The organism is Ornithinimicrobium avium, assembly GCF_003351765.1.
Taxonomy (GTDB): Bacteria; Actinomycetota; Actinomycetes; order Actinomycetales; family Dermatophilaceae; genus Ornithinicoccus; species Ornithinicoccus avius.
The window spans coordinates 541,284-567,394 of the sequence record NZ_CP031229.1 but is presented as its reverse complement, the minus strand read 5'-3'; the positions used below and the strand labels follow the sequence as shown (position 1 = coordinate 567,394).

Sequence of the window (26,111 nt, the reverse complement as noted above, 5' to 3'; positions counted from 1 at the left end):
ACCGCAAGGGCCCTTCGCGGGGGCCCTCGTGCTCAGTCGGTCCGACCGGTGTCCGGGTCGACGGACCGGTTGTGCCGGTAGAGCTTCACCCCGCCCCACAGCGCAAGGACCACGCCCAGGCTGCCGACGAGGACACCGATGAACAGACCGAGGTAGATGGGGCTGAGCGCCTGCTCGTCCTGGCCGGGCCCGAGGGCCCCGCCCCAGAGGAAGCCGAGCAGGGGTGCGAGCGCGGCCAGCGCCACGCCGAGCAGCAGCGGCCAGAAGCCCGGCGGGGTGGGGACCAGCACCACCGGTCGTCCCGGCTCCAGGGGCGAGTCCGCCTCGGGAGGCGGGGCAGCTGGGCCGGCGGGGTCGGCGGCGGGCCGGTCGACGTCAGAGTTCGGGGTCATCGTGGACCACCCTTCGTGAGGAGGATGAGCGGTGTCCGTCGTGGGAGGCCGCCACCGTGTCCAGGAACGGCCGGACGATGTCCATCGGCAGCGGGAAGACGACCGTGGAGTTCTGGTCCGCACCCAGCTCCAGCAGCGTCTGCAGGTAGCGCAGCTGGAGCGAGGCCGGGCTCTCGCTGAGCGTGATGGCGGCGTCCCTCAGCTCGGCTGAGGCCTGCAGCTCGCCGCGCGCGCTGATGACCTTGGCCCGGCGCTCCCGCTCGGCCTCGGCCTCCCTGGCCATGGCCCGCTGCATCATCTCGGGGATCTCCACGTCCTTGAGCTCGACGACCTCGACCTGCACGCCCCACGGCTCGGTCTGCCGTGCGATCGAGGCGGCCAGGTCCTCGTTGAGGTCGTCCCGGTGGGCGAGCAGGGTGTCCAGGTCGGCGCGGCCGACCACGGAGCGCAGGGTGGTCTGCGCGATCTGCGAGGTCGCCACCGCGTGGTTCTCCACGCTCATCACCGAGCGCACGGGGTCCAGCACCCTGAACAGCACGACGGCGTTGACCCTCGCGGTGACGTTGTCGCGGGTGATCACCTCCTGGGGAGGGATCGTCAGGGTGACCACGCGCAGGTCGACCCGCACCAGCTTGTCCACCCACGGGAGGATCACGACGATCCCGGGGCCGAGCGGCCCGCGCAGCCGGCCGAGCCGGAAGGCCACGCCACGCTCGTACTCCTTGAGGATCCGCAGCGAGGTGCCGACGAGGAGCACCAGGAGGACGAGGACGAAGGCGAGCACCACCCAGGTCTTGGGGCTCATCGGCCGGCCTCCCGTCCGCGGTCGGGCACCCGGCGGTCGGAGGCGTATGTGGTGCGCCGTCGCGTGTGGGTCTGTGCCGCCTGGCTGCGCTCCAGGACGTTCTCGTCCAGGGTGCGCACCGGGACGAAGGCGCCGGCGGGGTCGGCGGGGCTGCGCCGCAGGTGCGACCACAGCGGCAGCGAGCCCGCGGCGACGAGCAGGGCCACCCCGAGCAGCAGCGCGGTCTCGACCCAGTCCGCCCGGGTGAGCGCGGTCGCGACCGGCCAGCTCACCGCCAGCACCGTGACCGCGCAGGCGATCCCGCGGTGGAAGCGCGCGGTCTCCGAGGCCGGCCAGCTGTCCACCTGGCGGCGCACCTCCCGCCCGTCGCTGGAGCTGGTGCAGGTGTCCTTCACCGGGCAGGAGTTGCAGATGCTCGGGCTGCCCCGGTAGCGCATCACCCGGTTCTCCGGGTCGAAGGACTGCGGCCAGAGCCACTGGTCCTCCGGGCACAGCCAGGCGTCGTGGTCCTCGTGGTAGACGAAGCCGCCGGCCGCGGTCTCCTCGACCTTGCGCGAGGCGCGCCTGGCCATGACGTCGATGCCGTAGGCCACCAGCAGCAGGACCAGCGAGTAGCCGGCCGCGAGCCACGCCATCACCCCGACGGTGCCGGTCACGGCCGCCCGCCCCCCGGTCCGTCCTGCGGCCCGGGCTGCGCACTGCGGCGGTCGGAGGCGTAGCGGCTGGGGACGACGACCTCGCCGGGGTCGACGCCCAGGCCGGTGCGGTCGTGCCGGGCCTCCTCGGTCTCGATGACGAAGAGCGTCTCGGGCTCCATCGTGTGGGTCGTGGCCGGCAGGGCGTACCGCACCCCGATCCACGCGATCCACAAAAAGGCCAGCGCCCCGAGGATGAGGACGACGTCGCCGGGCATCCGCATCCACTCCAGCACCGCGTTGCCCGGCTGGGAGATGTAGCCCAGCGTGCGGGCCTCGTAGTAGCCGTCGTTGACCGAGGACCACAGCTGCACGACGCCGAGCGGCAGCAGGGTGGCGAAGACCATCCAGGCGAGCCCGATGTTGAGTGCCCAGAAGGAGAACCTGGCCCACCTCTCCGGCCAGCGGCCGGGCGGGATGATGTAGCGCAGCGCGAACAGCGCCAGGCCGACGGCGAGCATGCCGTATACGCCCATCATCGAGCCGTGCGCGTGGTTGGCCGTCAGCGCCGTGCCGATCTGGAAGTAGGAGACGATCGGCAGGTTGATGAGGAAGCCGAAGATGCCCGCGCCCACGAAGTTCCAGAACCCGACGGCCACCAGGAACATGACGGCCCACCGGTGCGGGAACGGGGCGCTGCTGCGCGACTCCTGACGGGCCCCCAGCTGCAGGAAGGTCCAGGCCTCGACGGTGAGGAAGGTCAGCGGGATGACCTCGAGCGCGGAGAAGAACGCACCGAGGGCCATGTGCTCCACCGGCGTGCCGGAGAAGTACAGGTGGTGCATCGTGCCCAGCACGCCGCCGACGGAGTAGAGGATCACGTCGAGGAAGATGATCTGGATCGCGATCTTGCGCCGGACCACGCCGAGCATGACGAAGATGTAGGCGACCTGGACGGTGGTGAACAGCTCCAGGAAGTCCTCGACCCACAGGTGGACGACCCAGAACCGCCAGAACTCGGCGACCGTCAGGTGCGTCTCGGTGCCGGCCAGCAGGCCCACTGCGTAGAAGGCGGGGATCGCCAGGCCGGCGTAGAAGAACAGCCACGGCATGTTGAGCTTGCTCTCGGTCCGCAGCCGGGACCGGATCGCCCGGAAGATGATGACGAACCACAGGACCAGTCCGATGACGAGCAGGATCTGCCAGAAGCGGGGCAGGTCGAGGTACTCCCACTGCTGGTCGGCGAAGATCGAGCCCTTGGCCCACGAGACGCCGAAGGTGCTCAGCGCGGTGCCCACCATGGTGCCGCCGACCACGATCGCCAGGGCCACCAGCAGCGCGACGGCGAGCCAGGACTGCCTCCTGGGCTCGCGCCCGGAGATGATCGGCGCCAGGAAGATGCCGGCGGCCAGCAGCGACCCGACGGTCCAGAGCAGGGAGAGCTGGACGTGCCAGGTGCGGGCCAGGTTGAAGGGCAGGATCCGCGCCAGGTCGAACCCGAAGAAGCTGGCCAGGTCGGCGCGGTAGTGCTCGACGGCGCCCCCGAGCATGGCCTGGACGACGAAGAGCACGGCGACGACGAGGAAGAACCAGGCGGTCACCCGCTGGGAGGGGGTGATCTCCACGTCGCCCGGCTGCCGGAAGGCCAGCGACGGCATCTCCGACCCGTGCCAGCCGATCTTGCGGCTCCACCGCCCGTAGAGGGCGAAGAGCGCGCCCAGGCCGGCGAGGAGGGCGACCAGCGACATCGCCGACCAGACGAGGATGTCCGCGGTCGGGGCGTTGGCGACACGGGTCTCGGGGGGCCAGTTGTTCGTGTAGGAGTAGTCGTGCCCGGGGCGCTCGGCCGCCGCCGCCCACGCCGTCCACCCGAAGAAGGCGGTGATGTCGTGGATCTCCTGCGGGTCGGTGATCATCCGCGGGATGAACCCGTACTTGGTGGAGTCCTCCCCGAGGTAGGCCGCGTAGTGCGCCGTGATGTCCTCGAAGGCGACGACCTGCTCCGGCGTCAGCACCAGCGTGCCGGTCGCGGCGTCGTAGCGGTTGGTCCGCATCATCTCCACGGTGGCGGCCGTCGGGTCCTGGACGCCGGCATCGGTCAGCTGCTGGGCGACGTTGTCGCTGGACAGGCGCAGGTACTCGGCCGTGAAGTCCGGCCCGAGGTAGCCGCCGTGCCCCATCACCGAGCCGTACTGCTGCAGGCCCCGCCGCAGGAAGATCTGCTGGCCCGAGGTGATGTCCTCGGAGGTGTAGACGGTCTCCCCCGAGGAGCTGACCACGGTCTGCGGCTGCGGCATCGAGTCGGTGTAGGTGCGGGCGGCGAGGATGCCCATCACCGTGAACCCGAACACGAAGACCAGGGCGATGCCCTGGACCCATCCCTTGGAGATCGGGAGCTCTGCTCGGCCGCCCTCCTGGACCTCCTGACGCTCGTCGACGACCGCCATGCTCGTCCCCGTTCTCGTGTGCGGGCCGGACCCGCCTGGATGAAGGCTGGAAGCACCATAGCGCAGCCGGAAGACCCTCGCTACCCGATGTTCGTACTCCTTTTAAAGCAGGTCAGGGACCCTTCAAATGCTCGGCGCGGCCTCCACCCAGCCGTGCCGGTGGATCGGGCCCCGGGTCGTGGTCAGCGGTTCGCCGCCGCCGCCCCAGCGGTCCTGGATGATCTCCGCCGCGATGCTCACGGCCGTCTCCTCCGGGGTGCGCGCGCCGAGGTCGAGCCCGATGGGGCTGCGCAGCCGGGCCAGGTGGTCCTCGCTCAGTCCCGCCTCGCGCAGCCGGGCCAGCCGGTCCTCGTGGGTGCGCCGGGATCCCATCGCACCGATGTAGGCCAGGTCCGGCGCGTCCTCGCCGAGCAGGATCTCCAGCAGGGGCACGTCGAACTTCGGGTCGTGGGTCAGGACGCAGGCGACGGTGCGGGAGTCGAGCCGCCCTGCCGCCAGCTCCTCGGCGACGTAGCGGTGCGGCCACGTGACCACGACCTCGTCGGCCTGCGGGAAGCGGGTGCGGGTCGCGAAGACGGGTCGTGCGTCGCACACGGTGACGTGGTAGCCCAGGAAGCTGCCGACCCGAGCCACGGCCGCCGCGAAGTCGATGGCGCCGAAGACGAGCATCCGTGGCTTGGGCGCGTAGGAGGCGACGAAGACGCGCATCCCCTCGCCGCGCCTCTCGCCCTCGGGGCCGTACTCGATCGTCCCGGTCCGCCCCTGCGCGAGCATCCCCCGCGCGTCGTCGACGACCGAGTGGTCGATCCGCTCGCTGCCCAGCGTCCCGGCCGGCTCCTCCCCCTCCGGACGGATCACCAGGTGCCGCCCGAGGTATGCGGCGTCGGGGTGCGCCACGACCGTCGCCACCGCGACCGGCCGGCCCGCGTCGATGTCCTCGGCGATCTCGCCCAGCTCGGGGAAGTCCTGCGGGGAGACGCGCTCCACGAAGACGTCCAGGATCCCGCCGCAGGTCAGGCCCACGCCCATCGCCTCGTCGTCGGAGACGCCGTAGCGCTGCAGCACCGGCGCGCCCGAGCCGATGACCTGCTCGCCCAGCTCGTAGACCGCGCCCTCCACGCACCCTCCGGAGACCGAGCCCACCGCCTCTCCCCCGACGCCCACGACCATGGCGGCGCCCGGCTGCCGCGGCGCCGAGGACCAGGTGCCGACCACGGTCCCCAGCGCCACCTGCTCCCCGGCCCGCCACCAGGCGAGGAGCTCATCAAGAACGTCACGCATGCCTCAGCATCCCACGGCGGGTCAAGGCCCTCCAGGACGTTGAGCCCCGGCGACGACGTCCAGGACCTCCTCGAAGGCGGCCAGGGAATGACCGGCGACGAACGCGTCGACGTGCGGCAGGCAGGCCACGATCCCGGCCTGCACCGGCAGGTAGCCGGTCTTGCCCCGGTGGGGGTTCACCCAGACCACCCTGTGGGCCAGGGTCCGCAGCCGCCGCACCTGCTCGCCGAGGAGCTCGGGTCGCTCCCGCTCCCAGCCGTCGCTGAAGATCACCACGACCGCGCCGCGCGCCATGCCGCGCCGGCCGAAGCGGCGCAGGAAGACCCCGACGGACTCCCCCAGCCGGGTGCCGCCCGACCAGTCGGGCACGGCCTCGCCGGCGGCCAGCAGCGCCCGGTCCGGGTCCCGCTCGCGCAGGGCCCTCGTGACGTGCGTCAGCCGGGTGCCGACGGTGAAGACCTCCGTGGTGCGCGGCGCGGCCTGGACCATGACGTGCGCCAGCCGCAGCAGCGCGTCGGCGTAGGCGCTCATCGACCCGCTGACGTCCACGAGCAGCACCACCTTCCGCGCGCGCCGTCCCCGGCGGCGGTAGCGGATCCGCGCCGGCTCCCCCAGGTGGCGCAGGTGCAGGCGGGCGGTGGCGCGACCGTCCACGGTGCCGTGGTGGGCGGGCACGTGGCGGCGCGCCGGGCGGGTCGGCGGGCGCGGGCGCAGCGTGGCGAACTGCCGGCGCAGCGCGGCCCGGTCGGCGGGGGACAGGCCGGCGACGTCCCGGTGGCGCAGGACCTCCTCGGTGGAGGCGGCGGCACGCACCACGTCCTCGGAGCCGCCGTCCTTCCCGTCACCCGGGGCCGACTCCTCCAGCGCGGCCTGCACGGTGGTGGAGCGGGCCACCTCGTGCTGGCTGACGGCGTGCATCGGCCGGCCCCCGAACCACCCGGTGAACACCCGGTCGTAGGGCTCCACGTCGGCCGGCGAGGCGGTGAGGGTGGCCCGTCCGGCCCAGTAGACGTCGTCGCGCCGGGCCAGGCCCAGCGCCGCGCAGGCGGACAGGAAGGTGCGCTCGCGGTCCGCGGTCACCGGCATCCCCGCCGCCCGGCAGGCTCGCGCGAAGCCGCCCAGGGTCTGGGCGGCGTCCCAGCCGTCGACCTGGTGCGGCTGCTGCACGGGCGAGCTCACGGCATACCGGTCAGGGGGTGAGCATCCGGTCGAGCGCGACGCGGACGCGCTCGGCGTCCTCGCGGTACTTCACGGCCGCGCCCAGGGTGCTGGCCGCCACCTCGGGGTCGAGCCGGCTGACGCCGAGCGCCTGCAGCGCCCGCGCCCAGTCGAGGGTCTCGGCGACGCCGGGCGTCTTGACGAGGTCCTCCTCGGCGCGCAGCCGCTGGACCACCTCGACGACCTGGGCCGCCAGCGCCTGGTCGACCCCGGGCAGCCGCGAGCGCACGATCGCCAGCTCGCGCTCCAGCCCCGGGTGGTCGATCCAGTGGTAGAGGCAGCGGCGCTTGAGCGCGTCGTGCAGCTCGCGGGTCCGGTTGGAGGTGAGCACGGTGAAGGGCGGCTCGGCCGCCGCGACCGTGCCGAGCTCGGGGATGGTCACCGACCAGGTGGAGAGCACCTCGAGCAGGAATGCCTCGAACTCGTCGTCGGCACGGTCGACCTCGTCGATGAGCAGCACGCACGGCTCCCGGAGGGCGCGCAGGATGGGACGCGGCAGCAGGAAGCGGTCGGTGAACAGCTCGGCCTCCACGTCGCGTCCGTCACCCGCGCCAGCCGCCTCGACCGCGCGCAGGTGCAGGATCTGGCGGGGAAAGTCCCAGTCGTAGAGGGCCTGGCTGGCCTCGATCCCCTCGTAGCACTGCAGCCGCACCACCGGCACGTCCAGCAGCTCGGCGACCCCTTCGGCCAGCGCGGTCTTGCCGGTGCCCGGCTCCCCCTCGAGCAGGATCGGGCGGCCCAGCCTGCGGCCGAGCCAGGCCACGGTGGCCAGGCCGTCGTCGGCCAGGTAGCCGGTGCCCCCGAGGGCGTCGGCGAGCGACCGGGGGCTGGCGAAGACGTCGGCGGCCTGCATGGGGCGAGTATGGCGCACGCTCGCCGCGTTCTCCGGCCGGCGGTCACTCCCTGGTGTCGACGTCCCGTCCGGTGGACAGGTCGCCGCACTCGACGAGGTATGGCGTGGCCCGCCTCAGGTAGGTGCGCGCGCCCGCGTCCCCGCTGGCGTCAGCCAGGGCGCGCTGCCAGTGGTCCCGGCCCAGCAGGACCGGGTGCCCGGGGCGCCCGTCGTAGGCCGCGCGGGCCAGGTCGTCGGTGCCGCCTCCCCGGGACGCGAGGACGCGGGCGACGACGTCGGCGCCGACGTCCGGCAGGTCCACCAGGTGGACGAGGACACGGAGCGGCACCGCGCGGCCCCGGGTGGCCAGGGCGGTGAGGCCGGCGCGCAGCGACTCGCCCATGCCTTCCTCCCAGGTGCCGCACCGGGTGGTGGCGACCCTGCTGCCCTCGTGGGTGGCGAGCAGCTCCTCGACCTGGTCGGCGTCCGCCCCGGTGACCACGAGGACGTCGGCGCAGCCGCCGTCGAGCAGGGCACGGGCGGTGCGCACCACCCACGGCTCGCCGTCCTCGACCACGAGCGCCTTGGGCCCGCCGTAGCGGCGGCCGGCCCCTGCGGCGAGGAGCAGACCGGTGGTGCGCGGGTCGGGGGTGGCAGGCATGTCCCCCAGTGTGCCGGGCATGATGGGGCCATGAGCATCCCGGTGGACCTGACGGCGCTCGGCGAGGCGCTCGGACGCCACGACACCGCATACCTGCTGACGGCCGGCGAGCCACGCCCTCACGTGGCCGAGGTCTTCCCCGAGCTCGTGGAGGGCGTCGTCGTCCTCGAAGAGCCCGGGAGGACCGCGCGGCGGACGGTGGGCGACCGGCCCGCGGTGACGGTGCTGATGCCGCCGCGGGAGCGCGGCGGCTACACCCTCATCGTGGACGGCGAGGGCGTGCTGGACGAGGCCGGCGCGCTGCGGATCACGCCGAGCACCGCGGTGCTCCACCGCGCATCGTCGTGGTCGGGCCACGAGGACCACGACAGCGAGTGCGGCAACGACTGCCGCCCCATCGGCTGACCGGGGCCCCATGACGATGATCGAGCTGCCCATGGCCGCGCAGGACGACCTGTGCGTGGCCCGCGTGCCGCTCTTCCAGGGTCTGACCCACGAGGAGCAGGTCGAGGTGGCCCAGGTGGCGAGGCCGACGCGGGTCGACAAGGACGACCAGGTCTACGCCCCCGGCTCGGACGTCTCCCAGCTGATGGTGGTGCACACCGGTCGGGTCAAGATCTCCCGGGTGAGCCCGGACGGCCACGAGCAGATCGTGCGGGTGCTGGGTCCCGGGGACTTCGCCGGCGAGTCGGCGTTCATCAGCGGGGCGCGCCCCGACCACTTCGCCACGGCGATGGAGACCGGCAGCATGTGCGTCTTCCGGCACGCCGACCTCGACCGGCTGCTCCGCGAGCACCCCAGCGTCGGGCTGCGGCTGCTGCAGGGCGTGAGCCGGCGGCTGGATGAGACCGAGGCCCGGCTGGCGTCCGTCATCAGCGGCGACGTCTCCTCGCGGCTGGCCGCCTACCTCGTCTCGCTGCCCGCACGGCACACCGGCGACGGCCCCACGGTGACCCTTCCCCTGGCCAAGAAGGACATCGCCTCGCTGCTCGACACCACGCCGGAGTCGCTCAGCCGGCAGCTGCGCCGGCTGACCGACACCGGCGTCATCGCCCAGCGCCCGGGTGGACGCGTCACGATCACCGACCTGGACGCGTTGCTGGAGCTCGCCGGGGAGGACTGAGCGGGCATGCGCAACGACAGCACGTAGTAATATGGCCCCATGCGTGCACCTCTGACGATCTCCGCGCTCGGCCTCGCCCTCGCGCTCGCCCTGACCGGCTGCTCCCAGCCCGCGACCGAGGCGGACGGTGCCGCAGGTGCAGCCCCCCTGGCCAGCGCCAGCTCGGCGGACGTGGAGGCGCTGCTCGCGCCGTTCGGCCTGGCGGGTGCCGACGGGCGTGAGGTCGTGGACCGGCTGGAGTCCGACCCCGGCACCAGGCCGCTGACGGTGCAGGCCTCGGTCCGTGAGGACCACCTCGTGGTGGGCGACGGGAGCACCGAGACCGCGCTGCCCCTCCCCGACGACCTCTTCTACGTCTCGGTGGCGCCCTACGTGCGCACCACCCACGACTGCTTCTACCACGCGCTCGGGGGCTGCCAGGGCGAGCTGCCCGGCGAGGACGTCGAGGTGCGCATCACCGACGGCACCGGTGAGGTGCTCGTGGAGCAGACCGTGACCACGGGCGCCAACGGCTTCGCCGGGTTCTGGCTGCCCCGGGGCGTCCAGGGCGGCACGGTCGAGATGTCCGCCGGCGGGGGCACCGGCAGCGTGCCGCTGAGCACCACGCCGGGCAGCCCCACCTGCCTGACGACGCTGCAGCTGGCGCCGGCGCGCTGAGGGTCGCGGGCTGAGGGCTCAGGCCGCCCGCTCGAGGGCGTCCGCGCGCTCCAGCACGCTCACCGTCCACACCCCGCTGCGGGTGCGCACCACCGGGCGCAGGCCGGCCTGCTCCAGCACCTCGTGCATCATGCCGGGCGGGTGCGCGAAGGCCCGGTAGTCCCGGCCCTTGAACCGCTGCCACCCGTTGACCACCGCCAGCCCGACGCGGACGACGGCGTTGCGGGGCGGGTAGGAGAAGGCGAGCGTCCGCCCGGCGCGCGAGCCTGCGGCGGCGAGCAGAGAGACGACGTCCGGGTAGCAGCAGACCACCCGGTTGAGCACCACGACGTCCGCCTCCCCGGCGAGTCCGGGGTCCTGGACCAGGTCGCCGACGGCCCTCGTCACGCGGCCCTCCAGCTGGTGGTCACGCAGCAGGCGCCGGGCCTCGGCCCCCCAGGACGAGGTGAGCTCGACGCTGCTGGCCCGCGCGGCCCCGCGCCGCAGGAGCTCGACGTGCAGCTCACCGACTCCCCCGCCGATCTCGAGCACGGTGGCCCCGTCCAGACCGCGGGCCGCGACGAGGTCGACCATGGTGCGGCCGGGTTCGCCGAGCCCGCGCTTCTCGTAGCGTCGCCGCAGCCAGCGGGCCTGCCGCTCGGTGAAGACCTCGTCGTAGCCGCTGCCACAGCAGTCCATGCCCCGAGACTAGACCGGCGGACGCGACGACCTCAGGTGCGGTCGGACCAGGTGGGCTGGCGCTTCTCCAGGAACGCACACATGCCCTCCTGGGCGTCGGGCGCGAGCGCGTTCATGGTCATCACCGTCTTGGTGTACTCATAGGCCGACCGCTGGTCGCGGGAGATCTGGGCGTAGAAGGCCTCCTTGCCGATCCCGGTCACGACCGAGCTGGCGGCGGCGATCTGCAGGGCCAGCTCGCGGGTTCGCCCCTCGAGCCGGTCGGCGGGGACGACCTCGTTGACCAGGCCCCAGTCTGCGGCGGTCGCGGCGTCGATCGGGACGCCGGTGAGGAGCAGCTGCATCGCACGCTTCTGGCCGACGACCCGGCTGACCGCGACCATCGGGGTGGAGCAGAACAGGCCGATCTTCACCCCGGGCGTCCCGAAGCGGGCCGCCTCCTCGGCGACCACCAGGTCGCAGGTGGCGGCGAGCTGGCAACCCGCAGCGGTGGCGATGCCCTGGACCCGGGCGATGACGGGCTGCGGGATCGACTGCACCGTCTCCATCAGCTCGCAGCACCGGTCGAAGATCTCGCGGTACTCCTCCATGCTGCGGCCGGTCATCTCGCCGAGGTCGTGGCCGGCGCTGAACGCCGGGCCGGCGCCGGCGAGGATCACCACGGAGACGTCCTTGCGCGCCCCGATCTCGCGCAGCACCTCCACGACCTCGGTCATCAGCGCGAGGGAGAGCGCGTTGCGCTTCTCCGGGCGGTTGAGGGTGACCGTCGCGACGCGCTCCTCCACATCGATCTCGGTCAGGACGGTGGGGTGGGTGACGACGGTGGTCATCGGAGCGGTCCTCTCGACGGGCCTGGCGGTGACCGCCAGCCTACGCATCGTCCAGACTCGGCGTCAGGCGCCCGATCTCCTTCGCCGCCCCCGGTCTTGGGTGCTAGTGCGGGAGCACCCGGCCGGCGACGTCCTGCACGGTGTCGACCGCCCTGGCGAGCAGCGGCTGCCCGGTGCCGCCGGCAGCCCAGGACGGGTCCTGGGGCATGGGGCCCATCGGGTCCGCCGTGCGGGAGTCTGCAGGAGTCTGCGTACCGCGGTCCGCCAACGACCGGCGGATCGACTCCTCCAGACCCATCAGCGGGTAGTCGTCGGGCAGCAGGTCACGGACGAAGTCCTCCTCGGCACACCCGCCATGACGGCATACCTATCGAGCAGGTCCCCGTAGGGCAGCCTGTCGGGCCCGCCGATGTCGTAGCTTCGGCTTCCTACTTCCGCGGTCAGGGCACCCACGAGCGCGGTGACCGCGTCGACGACGGCGATCGGCTGGACGTCGGAATTCATCCAGGTCGGCACGGTCTGGACGGGCATGCGCTCGCTCACCTGGCGGATGATCTCGAATGAGGTGGAGCCGCTGCCCATCAGCACCGCGGCGCGCAGCGTGAGCACCGTCGCCGGCGTCGTGCTGAGGATCTTCTCGACCTCGAGGCGGGACGTGATGTGCTCGCTGGGCTCCCCGTGCTCCACGGGGGGGACGATGCCCGAGAGGTAGACGGCCCGACCGGTGCCGTGCGCGACGAGGGCGTCGGCCACGTTCTGCGCGGCCATCCGGTCCTTCTCGGCGAAGCCGCTCCCCCGGCGCATGCCGTGGACGAGGTAGTGGACCGCATCTGTGCCCTCGACGGGGATTGGAAGGCTGACCGAGAACTGTTCGATGACACCGTTCGCCCATCCCCGCCGTCCTGGCCATCAGCGCTGCCACCCTGGCCGAGCTGCACTTCGGGGTCCTGGTTGCCAGGTCCGCTGAGGTACGCGCCGAACGCCTGCGGCGACTGAGCATTCGTCAACGGCGATTCGATGCTCTCCCCTGGACGAGGTAGTGCGTGTCAGGCGCTCTCTTGGTCAAGCCGCTCGAGGATCCAGGAACGCACCAGGGTCGACGCAGGTAGGTGCGTGGCCCCGGCCACGCTCTGGACCCTGGCCTGCTCATCTGCGCTCAGCCGTACCCGAGTACACCTGGGACCGGTTCGGGCGCTTGCCCTGGGTTCCCGCAGGGTAGCGGTCGTCCCAGGTGCGCTCGGACTCCTTGCGCAACCCGGAGATCACCTGCACACACGGCTGCAGGTTGTCACTGGACGACGATGTAGTACAGGGTCCCGAGCATGGCGCCCGCCGGCTCGGCGCGACGGTAGCCGAATCAGGTGGTCTGCTCGTACTTCGTGAGCGCCATCACGTAGGTGTCCCGGTCGAACTGCAGCTCCAGCCAGTCGTACTCGATGTCAGGTCCCCGCCCAAAGTGCGACCACGTCACGGTTTCGGGCTCAACGTCTATAAGAACCAGAAGTGGGCCGCAGTTGATGTCCGAGCACGTACATCCCAGAAGCGCTGCGCGCCCGGACGCGTCCACAGGACCTCGGCCAAGCAGAAGCTCCGTCATGTTGGTCCCGAAACGATGACCGAGGTACTCGGGCGGGTCAAGCCCGGGTGGTGCGTACGGGCGAAGCCACTCCACCAAGTTCTTACCGTCCAGGATGAGGTCGACCGTGTCGTAAGAAACCGACTCATCCCAAGGAAGGGTGCCCTCCCTGATCCTGAGCTCCAGATTCCGTACCGTGATGAACGGCCTCGCCATGCGTCCACAATATGGGACTCGGGCCGCGCGGAAGCCGATGCCGAGCGCAACCGACCTGGCAAACTGGCGTGACATGACGTCCGAACCGCAGACCGTCGAGCAGCAACCAGACCACTACGACGCGTTCGCTGATGCGTACGCGCGAGCCAACGAGAACGGCCTGTTCAACCGGTGGTACGCCCGGCCAGCGGTATTGGAGCTGCTCGGTGATGTCGCGGGGCGCAGGATCTTGGACGCGGGCTGCGGCTCCGGACCGCTCCTGGCCGACCTGAAGGAGCGGGGCGCGGCCGTGACTGCGTTCGACGCCAGCCCCGCAATGATCCGGCTCGCCCGGCAGCGGCTCGGAGACGAGGCTGACCTGGAGGTGGCTGACCTGACCCAGCCACTTCCGTACGAGACCGAAGCCTTCGACGACGCGCTGGTGGTGCTCGTTCTTCACTACGTCGAGGACTGGTCGCTGCCGCTGGCCGAGCTGCACCGGGTGCTGAAGCCTGGCGGTCGACTCGTCGTGGTGGTCAACCACCCACTCATCCCACCGCTGATGTACCCAGAGGTCAACTACTTCGCGACCGTGCCGAACCAAGAGGAGTACGACTTCGACGGCGTCTCCGCGACACTGACGATTTGGTACCGCTCGCTGAGCGCGATGGCGGAGTCGTTCACCGCCGCGGGCTTCAGAATCACGGCAATAAGCGAGCCGCCCGTCTCGCCCGAAACGCCGCCCCATCTGCTACCGCCAAGCAAGTCAGACCCCACCCGTTTCATCGGATTCATCTTTTTTGCCCTCGAGGCCGCCTTCTCGTGACTCTCACCCACTGAGGGCATGGGCCCGGAGCCACGGCAACGTGCTCCTCATCGGCACACGCCTAAATTCCCGCTGGTCGACAGGCGGTGGAAGGACGCACGTCGAGGCCCGCGACAGACGGCAATAGCGTGCGACCACGCTCCTGGTGCCAATACAGGATTGGCAGCTCAGGATGCGTCGCCGAGTTTGCGGACGACGTACTGGTTGAGGCTGAGGTGTTCTTCGGCTGCCTTGATGGCGAGCTCGCGGTGGAGTCGTTCGCCGACGCGCAGGTTGAACTTGCCCGAATAGGCCCGTGAGGACAATGGCTCGGGGATGGGCTCGTTGCTGCGGTGTAGGTCTTCAACGACGTGGTGCACCAGGTCGCGGAGGCCGTGCAAGGCCTCGTCCTGGGTGGGGGCAAGCCAGGACAGGGAGGGCAGCTCAAGGCAGGTGGCGACGAACTCCTCGTCCTCGGGAGACCAACTGACGCGGTAGGTGTAGTGCGAGACGTCGGGCATCGTGGTGCTCACTGGGCTGCCTCCTTCTTCTCGATCGCCGCCAGGACCTGTCGGACCTGGTACGGCTTGGCCTTGCCATGGTCGTTCTGGACACTCGCGGGTCGCCCGGCCACGGTGTCTTGAACACGGCGTGCGAGCCGCCGCTGGTCCTGGGTGGGCCGAAATTGTGCTCGCACACCTTGGCGAGATCCTCGTACCTGATGTTGCGCGGGTTGGCTCGCATCTGAGCCAGGATCTTGGCAACGGACGGCACGCCTCAACGGTACTACCCGCAGTACCACGACGCAACGGTCTCCGGTTCATCACCCCAATCCTCGTTGCGGCAGCTCCCCTCGCGTCCCTCAGGTGCCGGAGGCCATGTAGGCGGCCAGGATGTAGTTGGGGTGACGGTCGAGGTTCTTGCGTGCTCGGTCGTAGCGCATCTTAGTGCGAGGGTCGGCATGGCGGGTCGCAGCGTGACGGTCCATCCGCACTCCGGGCGGGTGGAGGGCATGCGCGAACTCGTGACAGAGCACAGGGAAGTGAAGCGCCAGCGCTCCACTCCTCCGAATCGCCCGTGTAGGCAGCGAATGCGTGGGGGTCATGACGGTCGGACTCCCGCTGACCGCGTTTCCGCAGGTCAGCCCGCCTGGTGTCCGGAGGGGGACTTGAACCCCCACGCCCGTTAAGGGCACTAGCACCTCAAGCTAGCGCGTCTGCCATTCCGCCACCCGGACAGGTGGTGCCGCCTCGCTCGTGGGGAGCGGGGCAACGACGGACAAGACTAGCACGCTCAGACAGGGGTCCCCCGCCAGTCCGGAGGGTCCGCCTCGAGCAGCGCGGGGTCGTCCGCCCGGAAGGAACGCACCGGCCCCGGGCCGGTGAGCGGCCCCTCGAAACGGACGGTGACAAGGCCCCGCCCGCTGCCCCACACCCAGCCGGCACCGTGCTCGTCGTGGAGCACGTCCTGGCCCGTGCTCCACCCCCCCGTCGACCGGGCCAGCAGCCCGCCACGCTCCCGGGTGGGCTCCGCTCCCTCCTCGGGCTCGGCCTCGGCCAGCACGTCCGGCAGCTCGGCCGGGACCGCGACCGGGTAGGCCGCCTCCAGCGCCAGCTCCTCCTGGGCGTGCCCGGTCAGGCCGGCGACCCCGAGCCCGAGCAGCCGGAGCCCGGTGCTGACGTCAAGCGTGCCGAGCAGCCTTCGCCCCTCGCGCAGGATGACCGTCTCGTCGCCGGTCGCGAAGGGCAGCGTGCCGGAGCGCGTGTGCGTGGTGAAGTCGTGCTCCCGCGCCTTGACCGTCGTGGTCCGGGCGAAGACCTGGGCCGCGGACAGCCGCGCCGCCAGCCGCTGAGCCATCTGGGCCAGCTCCGCCTCCAGCACCGTCCGGTCGGTGATGTCGGTGGCGAAGGTCTCCTCGACCGAGATCGACTTGGCCTCCCGCTCGGCGACGACGGGCCGCTCGTCGTCGGCGACGGCCAGGCGGTGCAGCGCGGCCCCCTGGGCCGTCCCGAAGATCGCCATCAGGTCGGCCTCGGACACCCGCGCGAGGTCGGCGACCGTCTCCACCCCGAAACCGCGCAGCCGGGCCCCCGTCGCCGGTCCGATGCCGGGGATCGCACGCACGCTGAGCGGGTGGAGTGCCGCGAGCTCCTCCCCCGGCCGGATGACGGTGACGCCCGCCGGCTTGTCCATCTCGCTGGCCAGCTTGGCCATCATCTTCGAGGTGGCGACCCCGATCGAGGCGGTCAGTCCGCCGGTGCTCCCGCGGATCTCCTCCAGCAGGCCGGCGCACCACGCCTCGGGCGCCCCCTCGCCCCAGCCGGGCGGGTCCAGCGCGGCCGACAGGTCGACGTAGGCCTCGTCCACCGAGACCTGCTCGACGAGCGGGGAGCGGCTGCGGAGGATCTCCATGACCACCCTCGAGCTGGCCCGGTAGGCGTCGAAGCGTCCGGACAGGAAGGCGGTTCCCGACGGGCAGCGGCGGCGTGCCTCGATCATCGGCATCGCCGACCGCGCGCCGAAGACGCGCGCCTCGTAGGACGCGGTCGACACCACTCCCCGTCCCCCGAGCCCGCCCACGACGACGGGCCGCCCGCGCAGCGAGGGCTTGTCGCGCTGCTCGACCGCGGCGAAGAAGGCGTCCAGGTCCAGGTGCATGACGCAGCGCCTCGGGTCGGACGACATGGCTCTACTCTGACATGGGTGTGCGGTCGTCCCGGACGCTCACTATGGTCGGAGCATGGACCTGAAGCGCACCCCTCCCCCGCACCCCCTCGACCACCTGCCCGCCGCACCAACCGAGCTCACCGTCACCAGCGAGGACTTCGCCGACGGCCAACCGCTGCCGCAGTCGGCCGGATTCGGCTTCGGCAACACCTCGCCGCAGCTGTCGTGGAGCGGCGCGCCGGAGGGCACGCAGTCCTACCTGCTGCTCTGCCACGACCCCGACGCCCCTGTCGTCGGCGGCTTCAACCACTGGGCCGTCGCCGGCATCCCGGCCGACGTGACCTCCCTGGCGCCGGGGGCGGGGGACTTCGGCCAGCCGATCGGCGAGGGCAGGGCGGTGACCCTCGCCAACGACTACGGCACCCGCGACTTCGGCGGCGCCGCCCCGCCCGAGGGCGACGGGCCGCACCGCTACGTCTTCACCGTGTGGGCGCTCGACAGCGACACCAGCGGGCTGGACGCCGCCACCTCCGTCGCCAAGGCGCAGTTCAGCACCCTGGGCAACGTCCTGGCCCGCGGATCGGTCACCGGCACCTACCAGCTGTGAGGCTTGACTGGGTCCCCGCGCCGGACCGTCCCGACCTGCTCGCGCCCCCGGTGCTCGCCGCACTGCAGGGTATGCAGCAGCTCGTCGGCTCCGACGCCCCCGGCGTCGAGGTGGTCGAGATCGACCCGGACCTGGCGGACACGGTCGTGCTCGTCGAGGCCAGCGGCATGGACATGGCGGACATGGCGAACTGCATCGTCGTCGCCGGCCGGCGCGCGGGCGAGGAGCGGGTGTGCGCCGCGCTCGTGCTCGGCACCACGCGGGCCGACGTCAACACCACCGTGCGCAAGCGTCTCGACGTGCGCAAGTGCTCCTTCATGCCGATGGACGACGCGGTGGAGCGCACCGGCATGGAGTACGGCGGGATCACCCCCGTCGGGCTGCCCGCAGGCTGGCCGGTCCTGGTCGACAGCCGGGTCGTGGCACGGGACGCGATCGTGATCGGGTCGGGAGTGCGCCGATCCAAGCTGCGCCTCCCCGGCGCGCTGGCAGCCCTCCTGCCCGGTGCAGAGGTCGTGGACGGGCTAGCGGTGCCGCTCTGAGCTAGCGCGGACGGAGCGCCCAGAAGGCCACCGCCGAGGCGGCGGCCACGTTGAGCGAGTCCACGCCGCCGCCCATCGGGATGCGCACGACGAGGTCGGCGGAGCCTACGGTCCGCGCGGACAGGCCGTCGCCCTCGGTCCCGAGCACCAGGGCCAGCCGCTCCGGCGGGTGCTGCTCGAGCTGGTCGAGGCAGACGGCGTCCTCGGACAGCGCGAGAGCCGCCACGGTCAGTCCCAGTCCCCTGAGCACCTCGACACCGTCGGGCCACGGATCGATGCGCGTCCACGGCACCTGGAAGACGGTGCCCATCGACACCCGCACGCTGCGCCGGTAGAGCGGGTCGGCGCACCGAGGCGTGACGAGCACGGCGTCGACGCCCAGCGCCGCCGCCGAGCGGAAGACCGCGCCGACGTTGGTGTGGTCGACGACGTCCTCGAGCACCACGACCCGGCGCGCGCCCTCGAGCACCCGCTCCAGCCGCGGCAGCACCGGCCGGTGCATCGCGGCGATCACCCCGCGGTGCAGGTGGAAGCCGGTCAGCGCCTCGGCGACCCCCGGCGCGGCGACGAAGACGGGTGCGCCCTGCTCCTGGGCGGTGCGCAGCAGGTCGGGCCACTCCTGCACCCAGCGCGGCGTCATCAGCAGCGACCGGAGCCGGTGCCCGGCGCCCAGGGCACGGCGCAGCACCTTCTCCGACTCGGCCATGTAGAGCCCGCGCTCGGGCTCCAGGAGGCGCCGCAGCGCGACGTCGGTGAGGGAGAAGTAGTCGCGCACCCGCTCGTCGCGAGGGTCCTCCACCCAGGTGCACCCGTCCGGGAGGTCGGGCGGCACGGCATACCCCGGGTTCACGTGACCAGCAGGTAGACGATCGCGACGACGCCGATGACCACGATCACGGTGCGCAGCAGCCACGGGGCCAGGGCGCGCCCCACGCGGGCGCCGACCACGCCGCCGAACAGGGAGCCCACGGCGATGATGAGCACGACCCACCAGTCGATCCTCGCGGGGTCCACGACGAGGAAGACCGCGGCGGCGACGAAGTTGACCACGAGTCCCAGCACGTTCTTGATGCCGTTGATGGACTGCACGTTGAGCGGCAGCAGGACGCTCATCAGGCCGACGAGGATGACGCCCTGGGCGGCGCCGAAGTAGCCGCCGTACATGCCGGCGACGAAGATGCCGAGGAGCAGCGCGAGCCAGCGCCCGGGCGTGATCAGGTGGGTGTCCTGCCCCCGGGCCCAGGCGTTGATCCGGGGGCCCAGGACCACGAGCACCACGCCGAGCAGGATCAGCGCCGGGACGATCGCCTCGAAGGCTGCGGGAGGCAGCACCAGGAGCAGCAGCGCACCGACCACCGAGCCCAGGAGGGAGGCCGGCACCAGCTTGGCCACGGTGCTGCCCAGCCCCCGCAGCTCGTGCCGGTAGCCCCAGGCCCCCGAGACGCCGCCGGCGACCAGGCCGAGGCTGTTGGAGATGTTCGCCGAGACCGCGGGGTGGCCGAAGAAGAGCAGCGTCGGGAAGGTCACCAGCGTTCCCGACCCCACGATGGTGTTGATCATGCCGGCCCAGAAGCCGGCCAGCGCGATCGCGCCAACCTCCCAGAGGCTCACGCGGGGGAGTAGATGTCGGAACCGCCGACGGCAGCGTCCGCCGCGGGCTCCGGCTGCGCGGCGCGGGCGGACCAGCGCGGCCCGTGCCGGTCGACGACGAGAGGTATGCCGAAGGTCGAGCTGAGGTTGTCGGCGGTGAGGGTGACCTCGATGGGCCCGGCCGCCACGACCTCGCCGTCACGCAGCATGAGGATGTCGGTGAAGCCCGGCGGGATCTCCTCGACGTGGTGGGTCACCAGCACCATCGCCGGGGCGTCGAGGTCCTCGGCCAGCAGGCTGAGCCGGCCGACGAGGTCCTCCCGGCCGCGCAGGTCCAGGCCGGCGGCCGGCTCGTCCAGGAGCATCAGCTCGGGGTCGGTCATCAGGGCCCGGGCGATCTGGACGCGCTTGCGCTCCCCCTCGGACAGCGTGCCGAAGCGGCGCTGCGCGAGGTGGGAGACCCCCAGGGCCTCCAGCAGCTCGGTCGCGCGCTGCTCGTCGGAGGCGTCGTACTCCTCCCGCCACCGGCCCAGCACCCCGTAGGCCGCCGTGACCACGACGTCGCTGACGCGCTCCTCGTCGGGGATCCGGTCGGCGACCGCCGAGCTGGCGACCCCGATCCGGGGCCGCAGGTCGAAGACGTCCACGGCACCGAGGACCTCCCCGAGCACCCCTGCCACGCCGGTCGTCGGGTGCATGCGCGCGGCGGCCAGCTGCAGCAGGGTGGTCTTGCCCGCGCCGTTGGGTCCGATCACGACCCAGCGCTCCCCCTCCTCCACCGACCAGGTGATGTCGCGCAGGAGCTCGGCGGTGCCGCGGCGCACGCCGACGCCGGCGAATTCGAGGACATCGCTCATGATGGGTCACTCTAACCATCGGCCGCCTAGGATCTGCGACATGCCCGACCACGAGCTGCCGGCGTCGGTGCGGGCCGCGCTCTGGGGCACCGAGGTGCTGCGCGGCCGGCTGCCCGCCCGCGACCTGCCGCGCCGTGCCCTGCCGGACGTGGACGCCACCTTCGGCCTCGTCGAGCAGGTCCGGCTATGGCGCGACCTCGGCGAGCGCACCCTCCTGGTCGCGCTGCCCCGCCCCGGCGACCTCGCGGGTATGCCGCAGGGCTCGCCCGACCTGCTCGCCGCCGCCACCCGCGCCGAGGAGTGCCTCTTCGTGCCCGCCCTGGGCGGCGCCCTGGTGCCCGAGCTGGAGACCTTCGGACCGGCGGGCGACCGGGGCTGGCGGGCGACGTGGACCGCGCACCCGGCCGCGCCGGTGCCCACCCACCGGGTCGAGGCCCTGGACCTCGGGCAGACCGAGCTGAGGCTGCGCCAGGACCTGGCCGCGCTCACCGAGGAGCTGGTGTCGGCCGGCGCTCCGCCGTTCGGGGCTGTCGCGGACCGCAGTGGCGCCAGGGCCCGCGAGGCCGGGCGCGGGACGGCGGTCTGGGGGCTGCCCGACAGGGTCCCTCCGCGTACACTGCGCGTCGTCCAGCTGGCGGGGACCGTGCTGGCGATGGCCGACGCCGGGCTGGAGTCGGCGCCGCACTCGGTCGACACGGTCTCGGTGGTGCGCCGCGACGAGGTGCTGCGGCGGCTGCGCTCCCTGGCGTCCCGGGCGCTGGCCGAGGCGACCAACGCCGCCGCGCTGCACCTGGGCTACCGGGCCTGAGGCAGGGCGGGCCGGGTGCTGCGGAGTCGGTGCCGGGCCGCCGCCCTCAGCCGGAACCATCGTGCACTTCTGCCGTGACACGCCGGTGCGCAGGCGTACCACCGTGACACACCTGCGAGGCGCGGCGGCCCGTGGGGCAGGAGCGCGGCCGGCGAGGGAGCGGCGCCACCTGCCGCCACCGCGCTCAGGCCTTGTCGTAGGCGGTGACGTGCTGCGGCTGGTAGAGCAGCATGTCGTCGGCGCCCGGCACGTGCATCTCGACCCCGGTGCCGAAGCCCATGTCCCGGGGCTCGTCGACGAAGGTGGCGCCCCGCCCCGCGAGCTCGGCCACGGTGGCGGCCACGTCCTCGACCATCAGCGCGATCTGGTGGTGGGTCGGCGACCCGCCGGGCCTGCCGCCCTCCTCCCAGGAGGTCGGGTGCACGCCGAGCTCGCTGGGCCCGGTGCCGAAGATCAGCCAGTCGGCCGGGTCGGTGCCCCCGGTGTCCACGACGACACCCTCGCCGCCGCGCGCCCCCTCGGAGACGAACGGCCAGCGCAGCACGTCCTTGAAGAAGGCCCGCGTCGCTGGCGGGTCGTCGGAGTAGACCAGGGTGTGGACGGCGATGATCATCTCGTCACGCTACTGCCGGGGCAGCTCCTTGACCACCGCTTCCACGGCGTCCTTGGCGTCGCCGAAGAGCATCCGGGTGTTGGGCCGGAAGAACAGCGGGTTGGCCACGCCCGCGTAGCCGCTGGCCATCGACCTCTTGAGGACCACCACCTGCCGTGCCCTCCAGACCTCGAGCACCGGCATGCCCGCGATCGGCGAGCCGGGCTCGTCGACGGCGGCCGGGTTGACGGTGTCGTTGGCGCCGATGACCAGGACGACGTCGGTGTCCGCCAGCAGCTCGTTGGTCTCCTCGAGGTCCAGGACGATGTCGTAGGGCACCCTGGCCTCGGCGAGCAGCACGTTCATGTGTCCCGGGAGCCGTCCGGCCACGGGGTGTATGCCGAAGCGCACGTCGGTGCCCGCGGCGCGCAGCCGGGCGCTGAGCTCGGCGACCGCGTGCTGCGCCCTGGCCACCGCCATGCCGTAGCCCGGTGTGACCACCACGGTCCTGGCCTCCCGCAGGAGCCCGGCGACCTCGGCCGCCGTGGTCTCCCGGTGCTCGCCCTGCTCGACGTCGCTGCGCACGACGACGCCCTCGGTCCCGAAGCCCCCGGCGATGACCGAGATGAAGGAGCGGTTCATCCCCTTGCACATCAGATAGCTCAGGATCGCGCCGGAGGCGCCCACCAGCGCGCCGGTGATGATGAGCAGGTCGTTGCCGAGCATGAACCCGGCGGCCGCCGCGGCCCACCCGGAGTAGCTGTTGAGCATCGAGACGACGATGGGCATGTCGCCGCCGCCGATCGAGGCGACCAGGTGCCACCCCAGCAGGAGGGCCATCACGGTCATGACGACCAGGGGCACCAGGCCGCCGCCGGTCAGGAACCAGACCATCAGGGCCGCCGACACCAGGAGCATGAGCAGGTTGAGCAGGTGGCGGTGCGGCAGCACGAGCGGGTTGGTCGACATCCGGGCGCTGAGCTTGAGGGCGGCCACCACCGAGCCGGTGAAGGTCACCGCGCCGATGAGCACGCCGAGGAAGACCTCCACGAGGTGGACGGTCCGCTCGGCGCCGGTCAGGGCCCCCGCGGTGAGGTAGGCGTTGTAGCCGATGAGCACGGCCGCGACGCCGACCAGGCTGTGGAAGGTGGCGATGAGCTGCGGCATACCCGTCATCTCCACGACGCGGGCGCGCCACAGCCCTACGGTGCCGCCGACCGCCATCGCTGCCACCACGAGGACCAGCGTGGTGACCGGGTGTGCCGCGTCCTCGACCGCGAGCCAGAGGGTGGCCGCCAGCGCGACCACCATGCCGACGATCCCCAGGGTGTTGCCGCGCCGTGCGCTCTCGTGGCGGGAGAGACCGCCGAGGGCGAGCACGAAGAGCACCGCGGAGACCAGGTAGGTGCCCTGCACGACGTGGCTCACGAGGCGCCCTCCCGGCGGAACATCCGCAGCATGCGGCCGGTGACGGCGAAGCCGCCGACCACGTTGATGCTCGCCACGGCCACCGCGGCGACCGCCACGGCGCGGACCACCGGGTCCTGCGAGCCCACCTGCAGGATCGCGCCGACGAGGATGATCGCGCTGATCGCGTTGGTCTCGGCCAGCAGCGGGGTGTGCAGGGCATGGCTGACGTCGGTGATGACGTAGAACCCGACGATGACGGCCAGCACGAAGACGGTGAGGTGGCCGAGCAGCGCCGGCGGGGAGACGCTGGCCAGCAGCACGAGCAGCACCGCGCCGAGCGCGATCCCGAACACGCCCCGGCGGCCGGCGAGCGCGGGCTGCGGGGCCGCCTTCCTGACCGCGGGGGCGGCCGGCTCCGGGGCGGGGGACGGCGGGGGCGCCGCGGACACGCTCACCGGCGGGGGCGGCCACAGCACCTCCCCGTCGTGGGTCACGGTCATCGCCCGCTGGACCTCGTCCTCGAGGTCGAGCACCAGTTCGCCGTCCTTGCCGGGCGTGAGCAGGGCGACGAGGTTGGCCACGTTGGTGCCGTAGAGCTGGGAGGCCTGGATCGGCAGCCGCGCTGGCAGGTCGGTGTAGCCGACGACCTTGACGCCGCCGGGTGTGGTCACCACCTGGCCCGGCTCGGTGAGCTCGCAGTTGCCGCCGTTGCGTGCGGCCATGTCGACCACGACGCTGCCGGGCCGCATCGCGCTCACCGTCTGCGCGGTGACCAGCCGCGGCGCGGGCCGCCCGGGGATGAGCGCGGTGGTGATGACGATGTCGGCCTCGGCGCACTCGCGCGCGTAGACCTCCATGGCCCGGGCCTGCAGGTCGGCGTCCATCTCGCGCGCGTAGCCGTCCGCGCCGCCCGCGCCCTCGGGCAGCGCGATCCGGACGAACTGGCCGCCCATCGACTCCACCTGCTCGGCCGTCTCGGGCCGGACGTCGAAGGCTCTGACCACCGCGCCGAGGCTGGCGGCCGTCCCGATCGCGGCCAGCCCGGCCACGCCCGCCCCGATGACGAACACCCTCGCAGGAGGCACGCTGCCGGCCGCGGTGACCTGCCCGGTGAAGACCGAGCCGTACTCGTGGGCCGCCTCCACCACCGCCCGGTAGCCGCCGAGGTTGGTCATCGAGGAGAGCACGTCGAGGGACTGCGCCCGGGAGATCCTCGGGACCGCGTCCATGGCCAGGGCGGTGACGCCGCGCTCGGCCAGGTCGGCCAGCAGGTGCGGCCGCTGGGCCGGGCTGAGCTGGGTCGCCAGGACGGCTCCTCTGCGCAGCAGCGGCACCTCCTCGACCAGCGGGGCCTCGACCTTGACCACGAGGTCGGCGGCCCAGGCGTCCTGCGCCGGACCGACCCGGGCCCCGGCGTCGACGTAGTGCTCGTCGGGGAAGCTGGCCCGCTGCCCCGCACCCGTCTCGACGAGGACCTCGTGCCCGAGCGCGACCAGCCGCGCCACGCTCCGCGGGGTCGCCGCCACCCGCGTCTCGCCGGGGACGGTCTCCGCAGGGACTCCGATCAGCATCGTGGCTCCTTCGCCATGACCTGGTGGGCGCTGGTCCTCACAGTGCGGGTGCGCGTCCCTCCAGCACGGCCCGGTAGACCTCGAGCGTGCGCTCGGCGATCGAGGACCAGGAGAAGGACTCCACCGCCCGTCTGCGGCCCGCCTCGCCGCGGCGGCGCGCCTCCGCGGGGTCGGCGAGCGCCTCGACCAGCGCGGCGCCCAGGTCGTCGACGAACTTCTCCTCGTCGACCGGTGTGCCGGTGCCGTCGGTCACCTGCTCGATCGGGACCAGCCACCCGGTCTGGCCGTCGACGACCACCTCGGGGATGCCGCCGGTCGCGGTCGCGACCACCGGCAGCCCGCAGGCCATCGCCTCGAGGTTGACGATCCCGAGCGGTTCGTAGACCGAGGGGCACATGAAGATCGTCGAGTGCGACAGGACCGCGATCACCTGGTCGCGGGGAAGCATCTCCCCGATCCACACCACCGGCGCGGCTCCCCCGCCCCGCTCGGCGCGCAGCCCGTCGACCAGACCGACGACCTCCTGCTCGATCTCCGGGGTGTCGGGCGCACCGGCCAGCAGCACGACCTGCACCTCCGGGCCCAGCCGCCGCAGTGCGCGCAGCAGGTAGGGCAGCCCCTTCTGCCGGGTGATCCGCCCCAGGAACACCACCGTCGGCGCGTCCGGGTCCAGCCCCCGGGCGCGCACGACCTCGCGCGCCGCATCGGAGGTGTCCGGCTCCCACCGCGCCGAGTCGATGCCGTTGTGCACCACGTGCACCCTGGCCGGGTCCACCGAGGGGTATGCGGCCAGGATGTCCTTGCGCATCCCCGCAGACACCGCGACGACCCCCGCGGCGCCCTCGTAGGAGACCTTCTCGGCCATCGAGGAGATGCCGTAGCCGCCGCCGAGCTGCTCGGCCTTCCACGGCCGCATCGGCTCCAGGGAGTGCGCGCTGATCACGTGCGGCACGCCGGCCAGCAGCCCTCCCAGGTGGCCGCCGAGGTTGGCGTACCAGGTGTGCGAGTGGACCAGGTCAGCTCCGCCCTCGGCGACGTCGCGCGCCATGAGCAGGTCCACCCCGAGGGTGCGCAGCGCCCCGTTGGCCTTCTCGAGGCCGGGCGGCACGGCATACCCGTCCGTCCCGTCCTCCTCGACGGGGTCGTCGAAGGCCCGGACGTGCACCTGCACGCCGTCGAGCGCGCGCAGGGCGCGGGTGAGCTCGGCGACGTGCACACCCGCACCTCCGTAGACGTTCGGTGGGTACTCGCGGGTCAGGATGTCGATGCGCACGTTCCCGACCCTAGCCCGCGGGCGGGCGTCCGTGGGGAAGTGCGGCGCGGACGGTGGGA

The 26,111-nt window shown here is 72.4% G+C and carries 29 protein-coding genes and 1 tRNA gene; 7 read left to right on the top strand and 23 right to left on the bottom strand.

What is annotated here, in order from left to right; genetic code table 11:
• Nucleotides 1–32 precede the first annotated feature (32 nt).
• The 8 genes from DV701_RS02645 to DV701_RS02610 form a co-directional block, all read right to left on the bottom strand.
• Nucleotides 33–392: a hypothetical protein gene (locus tag DV701_RS02645; RefSeq protein ID WP_202863610.1), complete on the bottom strand. Its 360-nt coding sequence runs from the start codon at nucleotides 390–392 to the stop codon at nucleotides 33–35.
• Nucleotides 376–1,197, bottom strand: a complete 822-nt coding sequence (locus DV701_RS02640; RefSeq protein WP_114926955.1) for a slipin family protein — start codon at nucleotides 1,195–1,197, stop codon at nucleotides 376–378. The genes DV701_RS02645 and DV701_RS02640 overlap by 17 nt, the downstream gene beginning before the upstream one ends.
• Nucleotides 1,194–1,853 carry a hypothetical protein gene (locus DV701_RS02635; RefSeq protein WP_114926954.1) on the bottom strand — a complete coding sequence of 220 codons (660 nt, stop codon included), beginning with the start codon at nucleotides 1,851–1,853 and terminating at the stop codon, nucleotides 1,194–1,196. Before DV701_RS02635 ends, DV701_RS02640 begins: the two co-directional genes overlap by 4 nt.
• On the bottom strand, nucleotides 1,850–4,279 hold the full coding sequence (locus tag DV701_RS02630; RefSeq protein ID WP_114926953.1) for a nitric-oxide reductase large subunit: 2,430 nt from the start codon (nucleotides 4,277–4,279) through the stop codon (nucleotides 1,850–1,852). Before DV701_RS02630 ends, DV701_RS02635 begins: the two co-directional genes overlap by 4 nt.
• A gap of 123 nt (nucleotides 4,280–4,402) precedes the next feature.
• Nucleotides 4,403–5,560 carry an XdhC family protein gene (locus DV701_RS02625; protein ID WP_114926952.1) on the bottom strand — a complete coding sequence of 386 codons (1,158 nt, stop codon included), beginning with the start codon at nucleotides 5,558–5,560 and terminating at the stop codon, nucleotides 4,403–4,405.
• A gap of 21 nt (nucleotides 5,561–5,581) precedes the next feature.
• Entirely contained in the window at nucleotides 5,582–6,739 is a 1,158-nt protein-coding gene (locus tag DV701_RS02620) for a vWA domain-containing protein (protein WP_228255179.1), read from the bottom strand.
• Between the two features lie 10 nt (nucleotides 6,740–6,749).
• The gene (locus DV701_RS02615) at nucleotides 6,750–7,631 is read right to left on the bottom strand and encodes an AAA family ATPase (RefSeq protein ID WP_114926951.1); all 882 of its coding nucleotides are present in this window, start codon (nucleotides 7,629–7,631) and stop codon (nucleotides 6,750–6,752) included.
• A gap of 43 nt (nucleotides 7,632–7,674) precedes the next feature.
• Complete coding sequence (locus tag DV701_RS02610; RefSeq protein WP_114926950.1) at nucleotides 7,675–8,271, bottom strand: nucleotidyltransferase family protein; 597 nt, start codon at nucleotides 8,269–8,271, stop codon at nucleotides 7,675–7,677.
• Nucleotides 8,272–8,301: 30 nt separating this feature from the next.
• Between DV701_RS02610 and DV701_RS02605 the strand changes: the two genes are divergently transcribed.
• The 3 genes from DV701_RS02605 to DV701_RS02595 are packed head-to-tail and all read left to right on the top strand — an operon-like array spanning nucleotide 8,302 to nucleotide 10,051.
• Complete coding sequence (locus DV701_RS02605; RefSeq protein ID WP_114926949.1) at nucleotides 8,302–8,676, top strand: pyridoxamine 5'-phosphate oxidase family protein; 375 nt, start codon at nucleotides 8,302–8,304, stop codon at nucleotides 8,674–8,676.
• Between the two features lie 10 nt (nucleotides 8,677–8,686).
• On the top strand, nucleotides 8,687–9,394 hold the full coding sequence (locus DV701_RS02600; protein WP_114926948.1) for a Crp/Fnr family transcriptional regulator: 708 nt from the start codon (nucleotides 8,687–8,689) through the stop codon (nucleotides 9,392–9,394).
• Nucleotides 9,395–9,433: 39 nt separating this feature from the next.
• The gene (locus tag DV701_RS02595; protein WP_114926947.1) at nucleotides 9,434–10,051 is read left to right on the top strand and encodes a CueP family metal-binding protein; all 618 of its coding nucleotides are present in this window, start codon (nucleotides 9,434–9,436) and stop codon (nucleotides 10,049–10,051) included.
• 18 nt (nucleotides 10,052–10,069) lie between these two features.
• On the opposite strand, the gene DV701_RS02590 is transcribed toward DV701_RS02595, so the two are convergent.
• The 4 genes from DV701_RS02590 to DV701_RS02565 all read right to left on the bottom strand — a co-directional run bounded on the left by DV701_RS02590 (nucleotide 10,070) and on the right by DV701_RS02565 (nucleotide 13,351).
• Nucleotides 10,070–10,729 carry a class I SAM-dependent methyltransferase gene (locus tag DV701_RS02590; RefSeq protein WP_114926946.1) on the bottom strand — a complete coding sequence of 220 codons (660 nt, stop codon included), beginning with the start codon at nucleotides 10,727–10,729 and terminating at the stop codon, nucleotides 10,070–10,072.
• Between the two features lie 32 nt (nucleotides 10,730–10,761).
• On the bottom strand, nucleotides 10,762–11,559 hold the full coding sequence (locus DV701_RS02585) for an enoyl-CoA hydratase (RefSeq protein WP_114926945.1): 798 nt from the start codon (nucleotides 11,557–11,559) through the stop codon (nucleotides 10,762–10,764).
• Between the two features lie 297 nt (nucleotides 11,560–11,856).
• Nucleotides 11,857–12,327, bottom strand: coding sequence for a Rossmann-fold NAD(P)-binding domain-containing protein (locus DV701_RS02575; protein ID WP_162802756.1), 471 nt, complete (start codon nucleotides 12,325–12,327; stop codon nucleotides 11,857–11,859).
• Between the two features lie 589 nt (nucleotides 12,328–12,916).
• Entirely contained in the window at nucleotides 12,917–13,351 is a 435-nt protein-coding gene (locus DV701_RS02565; RefSeq protein ID WP_114926942.1) for a hypothetical protein, read from the bottom strand.
• Between DV701_RS02565 and DV701_RS02560 the strand changes: the two genes are divergently transcribed.
• Nucleotides 13,335–14,156 (top strand): class I SAM-dependent methyltransferase, encoded by an 822-nt coding sequence (locus DV701_RS02560; protein WP_228255178.1) that lies wholly within the window; start codon nucleotides 13,335–13,337, stop codon nucleotides 14,154–14,156. The genes DV701_RS02565 and DV701_RS02560 overlap by 17 nt on opposite strands.
• 167 nt (nucleotides 14,157–14,323) lie before the next feature.
• On the opposite strand, the gene DV701_RS02555 is transcribed toward DV701_RS02560, so the two are convergent.
• The 4 genes from DV701_RS02555 to DV701_RS02535 all read right to left on the bottom strand — a co-directional run bounded on the left by DV701_RS02555 (nucleotide 14,324) and on the right by DV701_RS02535 (nucleotide 16,820).
• Nucleotides 14,324–14,668, bottom strand: a complete 345-nt coding sequence (locus tag DV701_RS02555) for a type II toxin-antitoxin system HicB family antitoxin (protein ID WP_114926940.1) — start codon at nucleotides 14,666–14,668, stop codon at nucleotides 14,324–14,326.
• A gap of 329 nt (nucleotides 14,669–14,997) precedes the next feature.
• Nucleotides 14,998–15,123 carry a hypothetical protein gene (locus DV701_RS19075; protein WP_267874130.1) on the bottom strand — a complete coding sequence of 42 codons (126 nt, stop codon included), beginning with the start codon at nucleotides 15,121–15,123 and terminating at the stop codon, nucleotides 14,998–15,000.
• Nucleotides 15,124–15,285: 162 nt separating this feature from the next.
• Nucleotides 15,286–15,372: transfer RNA gene (locus tag DV701_RS02540), tRNA-Leu, on the bottom strand.
• Between the two features lie 56 nt (nucleotides 15,373–15,428).
• Entirely contained in the window at nucleotides 15,429–16,820 is a 1,392-nt protein-coding gene (locus tag DV701_RS02535) for a DNA polymerase IV (RefSeq protein ID WP_114926939.1), read from the bottom strand.
• Nucleotides 16,821–16,875: 55 nt separating this feature from the next.
• Between DV701_RS02535 and DV701_RS02530 the strand changes: the two genes are divergently transcribed.
• A complete protein-coding gene (locus tag DV701_RS02530) occupies nucleotides 16,876–17,409 on the top strand; it encodes a YbhB/YbcL family Raf kinase inhibitor-like protein (protein ID WP_114926938.1) in 534 nt (177 codons plus the stop codon).
• Nucleotides 17,406–17,951: a YbaK/EbsC family protein gene (locus DV701_RS02525; protein WP_228255177.1), complete on the top strand. Its 546-nt coding sequence runs from the start codon at nucleotides 17,406–17,408 to the stop codon at nucleotides 17,949–17,951. Before DV701_RS02530 ends, DV701_RS02525 begins: the two co-directional genes overlap by 4 nt.
• A 1-nt stretch (nucleotide 17,952) precedes the next feature.
• Here DV701_RS02525 and DV701_RS02520 read toward each other — a convergent pair whose 3' ends face one another.
• From DV701_RS02520 to DV701_RS02510, 3 genes are read right to left on the bottom strand one after another with little or no spacing between them, the layout of a single operon-like run.
• A complete protein-coding gene (locus DV701_RS02520) occupies nucleotides 17,953–18,783 on the bottom strand; it encodes a TrmH family RNA methyltransferase (protein WP_114930630.1) in 831 nt (276 codons plus the stop codon).
• A 14-nt stretch (nucleotides 18,784–18,797) separates the two neighbouring features.
• The gene (locus DV701_RS02515; RefSeq protein WP_114926937.1) at nucleotides 18,798–19,562 is read right to left on the bottom strand and encodes a sulfite exporter TauE/SafE family protein; all 765 of its coding nucleotides are present in this window, start codon (nucleotides 19,560–19,562) and stop codon (nucleotides 18,798–18,800) included.
• Nucleotides 19,559–20,398 (bottom strand): ABC transporter ATP-binding protein, encoded by an 840-nt coding sequence (locus DV701_RS02510; protein WP_114926936.1) that lies wholly within the window; start codon nucleotides 20,396–20,398, stop codon nucleotides 19,559–19,561. Before DV701_RS02510 ends, DV701_RS02515 begins: the two co-directional genes overlap by 4 nt.
• A gap of 40 nt (nucleotides 20,399–20,438) precedes the next feature.
• On the opposite strand from DV701_RS02510, the gene DV701_RS02505 reads away from it, so the two are divergent.
• Nucleotides 20,439–21,206, top strand: a complete 768-nt coding sequence (locus DV701_RS02505) for a hypothetical protein (protein WP_114926935.1) — start codon at nucleotides 20,439–20,441, stop codon at nucleotides 21,204–21,206.
• A gap of 184 nt (nucleotides 21,207–21,390) precedes the next feature.
• Here DV701_RS02505 and DV701_RS02500 read toward each other — a convergent pair whose 3' ends face one another.
• The 4 genes from DV701_RS02500 to glgA are packed head-to-tail and all read right to left on the bottom strand — an operon-like array spanning nucleotide 21,391 to nucleotide 26,052.
• A complete protein-coding gene (locus DV701_RS02500; protein ID WP_114926934.1) occupies nucleotides 21,391–21,819 on the bottom strand; it encodes a VOC family protein in 429 nt (142 codons plus the stop codon).
• 9 nt (nucleotides 21,820–21,828) lie between these two features.
• Nucleotides 21,829–23,226, bottom strand: coding sequence for a Re/Si-specific NAD(P)(+) transhydrogenase subunit beta (pntB, locus tag DV701_RS02495; RefSeq protein ID WP_114926933.1), 1,398 nt, complete (start codon nucleotides 23,224–23,226; stop codon nucleotides 21,829–21,831).
• Nucleotides 23,223–24,779: a Re/Si-specific NAD(P)(+) transhydrogenase subunit alpha gene (locus tag DV701_RS02490; protein WP_114926932.1), complete on the bottom strand. Its 1,557-nt coding sequence runs from the start codon at nucleotides 24,777–24,779 to the stop codon at nucleotides 23,223–23,225. The genes pntB and DV701_RS02490 overlap by 4 nt, the downstream gene beginning before the upstream one ends.
• A 37-nt stretch (nucleotides 24,780–24,816) precedes the next feature.
• Nucleotides 24,817–26,052 carry a glycogen synthase gene (glgA, locus tag DV701_RS02485; RefSeq protein WP_114926931.1) on the bottom strand — a complete coding sequence of 412 codons (1,236 nt, stop codon included), beginning with the start codon at nucleotides 26,050–26,052 and terminating at the stop codon, nucleotides 24,817–24,819.
• Nucleotides 26,053–26,111: the final 59 nt, after the last annotated feature.

What these genes read in the sequence shown, in the direction of transcription:
- DV701_RS02535 (WP_114926939.1), bottom strand. Translation starts at nt 16,820, where the DNA reads ATGTCGTCCGACCCGAGGCGCTGCGTCATGCACCTGGACCTGGACGCC.
- DV701_RS02565 (WP_114926942.1), bottom strand. Translation starts at nt 13,351, where the DNA reads ATGGCGAGGCCGTTCATCACGGTACGGAATCTGGAGCTCAGGATCAGG.
- DV701_RS02575 (WP_162802756.1), bottom strand. Translation starts at nt 12,327, where the DNA reads ATGGCCGCGCAGAACGTGGCCGACGCCCTCGTCGCGCACGGCACCGGT.
- DV701_RS02595 (WP_114926947.1), top strand. Translation starts at nt 9,434, where the DNA reads ATGCGTGCACCTCTGACGATCTCCGCGCTCGGCCTCGCCCTCGCGCTC.
- DV701_RS02645 (WP_202863610.1), bottom strand. Translation starts at nt 392, where the DNA reads ATGACCCCGAACTCTGACGTCGACCGGCCCGCCGCCGACCCCGCCGGC.
- DV701_RS02530 (WP_114926938.1), top strand. Translation starts at nt 16,876, where the DNA reads ATGGACCTGAAGCGCACCCCTCCCCCGCACCCCCTCGACCACCTGCCC.
- DV701_RS02640 (WP_114926955.1), bottom strand. Translation starts at nt 1,197, where the DNA reads ATGAGCCCCAAGACCTGGGTGGTGCTCGCCTTCGTCCTCGTCCTCCTG.
- DV701_RS02605 (WP_114926949.1), top strand. Translation starts at nt 8,302, where the DNA reads ATGAGCATCCCGGTGGACCTGACGGCGCTCGGCGAGGCGCTCGGACGC.
- DV701_RS02625 (WP_114926952.1), bottom strand. Translation starts at nt 5,560, where the DNA reads ATGCGTGACGTTCTTGATGAGCTCCTCGCCTGGTGGCGGGCCGGGGAG.
- DV701_RS02560 (WP_228255178.1), top strand. Translation starts at nt 13,335, where the DNA reads ATGAACGGCCTCGCCATGCGTCCACAATATGGGACTCGGGCCGCGCGG.
- DV701_RS02500 (WP_114926934.1), bottom strand. Translation starts at nt 21,819, where the DNA reads ATGATCATCGCCGTCCACACCCTGGTCTACTCCGACGACCCGCCAGCG.
- DV701_RS02585 (WP_114926945.1), bottom strand. Translation starts at nt 11,559, where the DNA reads ATGACCACCGTCGTCACCCACCCCACCGTCCTGACCGAGATCGATGTG.
- DV701_RS02590 (WP_114926946.1), bottom strand. Translation starts at nt 10,729, where the DNA reads ATGGACTGCTGTGGCAGCGGCTACGACGAGGTCTTCACCGAGCGGCAG.
- DV701_RS02505 (WP_114926935.1), top strand. Translation starts at nt 20,439, where the DNA reads ATGCCCGACCACGAGCTGCCGGCGTCGGTGCGGGCCGCGCTCTGGGGC.
- DV701_RS02610 (WP_114926950.1), bottom strand. Translation starts at nt 8,271, where the DNA reads ATGCCTGCCACCCCCGACCCGCGCACCACCGGTCTGCTCCTCGCCGCA.
- DV701_RS02490 (WP_114926932.1), bottom strand. Translation starts at nt 24,779, where the DNA reads ATGCTGATCGGAGTCCCTGCGGAGACCGTCCCCGGCGAGACGCGGGTG.
- DV701_RS02510 (WP_114926936.1), bottom strand. Translation starts at nt 20,398, where the DNA reads ATGAGCGATGTCCTCGAATTCGCCGGCGTCGGCGTGCGCCGCGGCACC.
- DV701_RS19075 (WP_267874130.1), bottom strand. Translation starts at nt 15,123, where the DNA reads ATGGACCGTCACGCTGCGACCCGCCATGCCGACCCTCGCACTAAGATG.
- DV701_RS02600 (WP_114926948.1), top strand. Translation starts at nt 8,687, where the DNA reads ATGACGATGATCGAGCTGCCCATGGCCGCGCAGGACGACCTGTGCGTG.
- DV701_RS02630 (WP_114926953.1), bottom strand. Translation starts at nt 4,279, where the DNA reads ATGGCGGTCGTCGACGAGCGTCAGGAGGTCCAGGAGGGCGGCCGAGCA.
- DV701_RS02615 (WP_114926951.1), bottom strand. Translation starts at nt 7,631, where the DNA reads ATGCAGGCCGCCGACGTCTTCGCCAGCCCCCGGTCGCTCGCCGACGCC.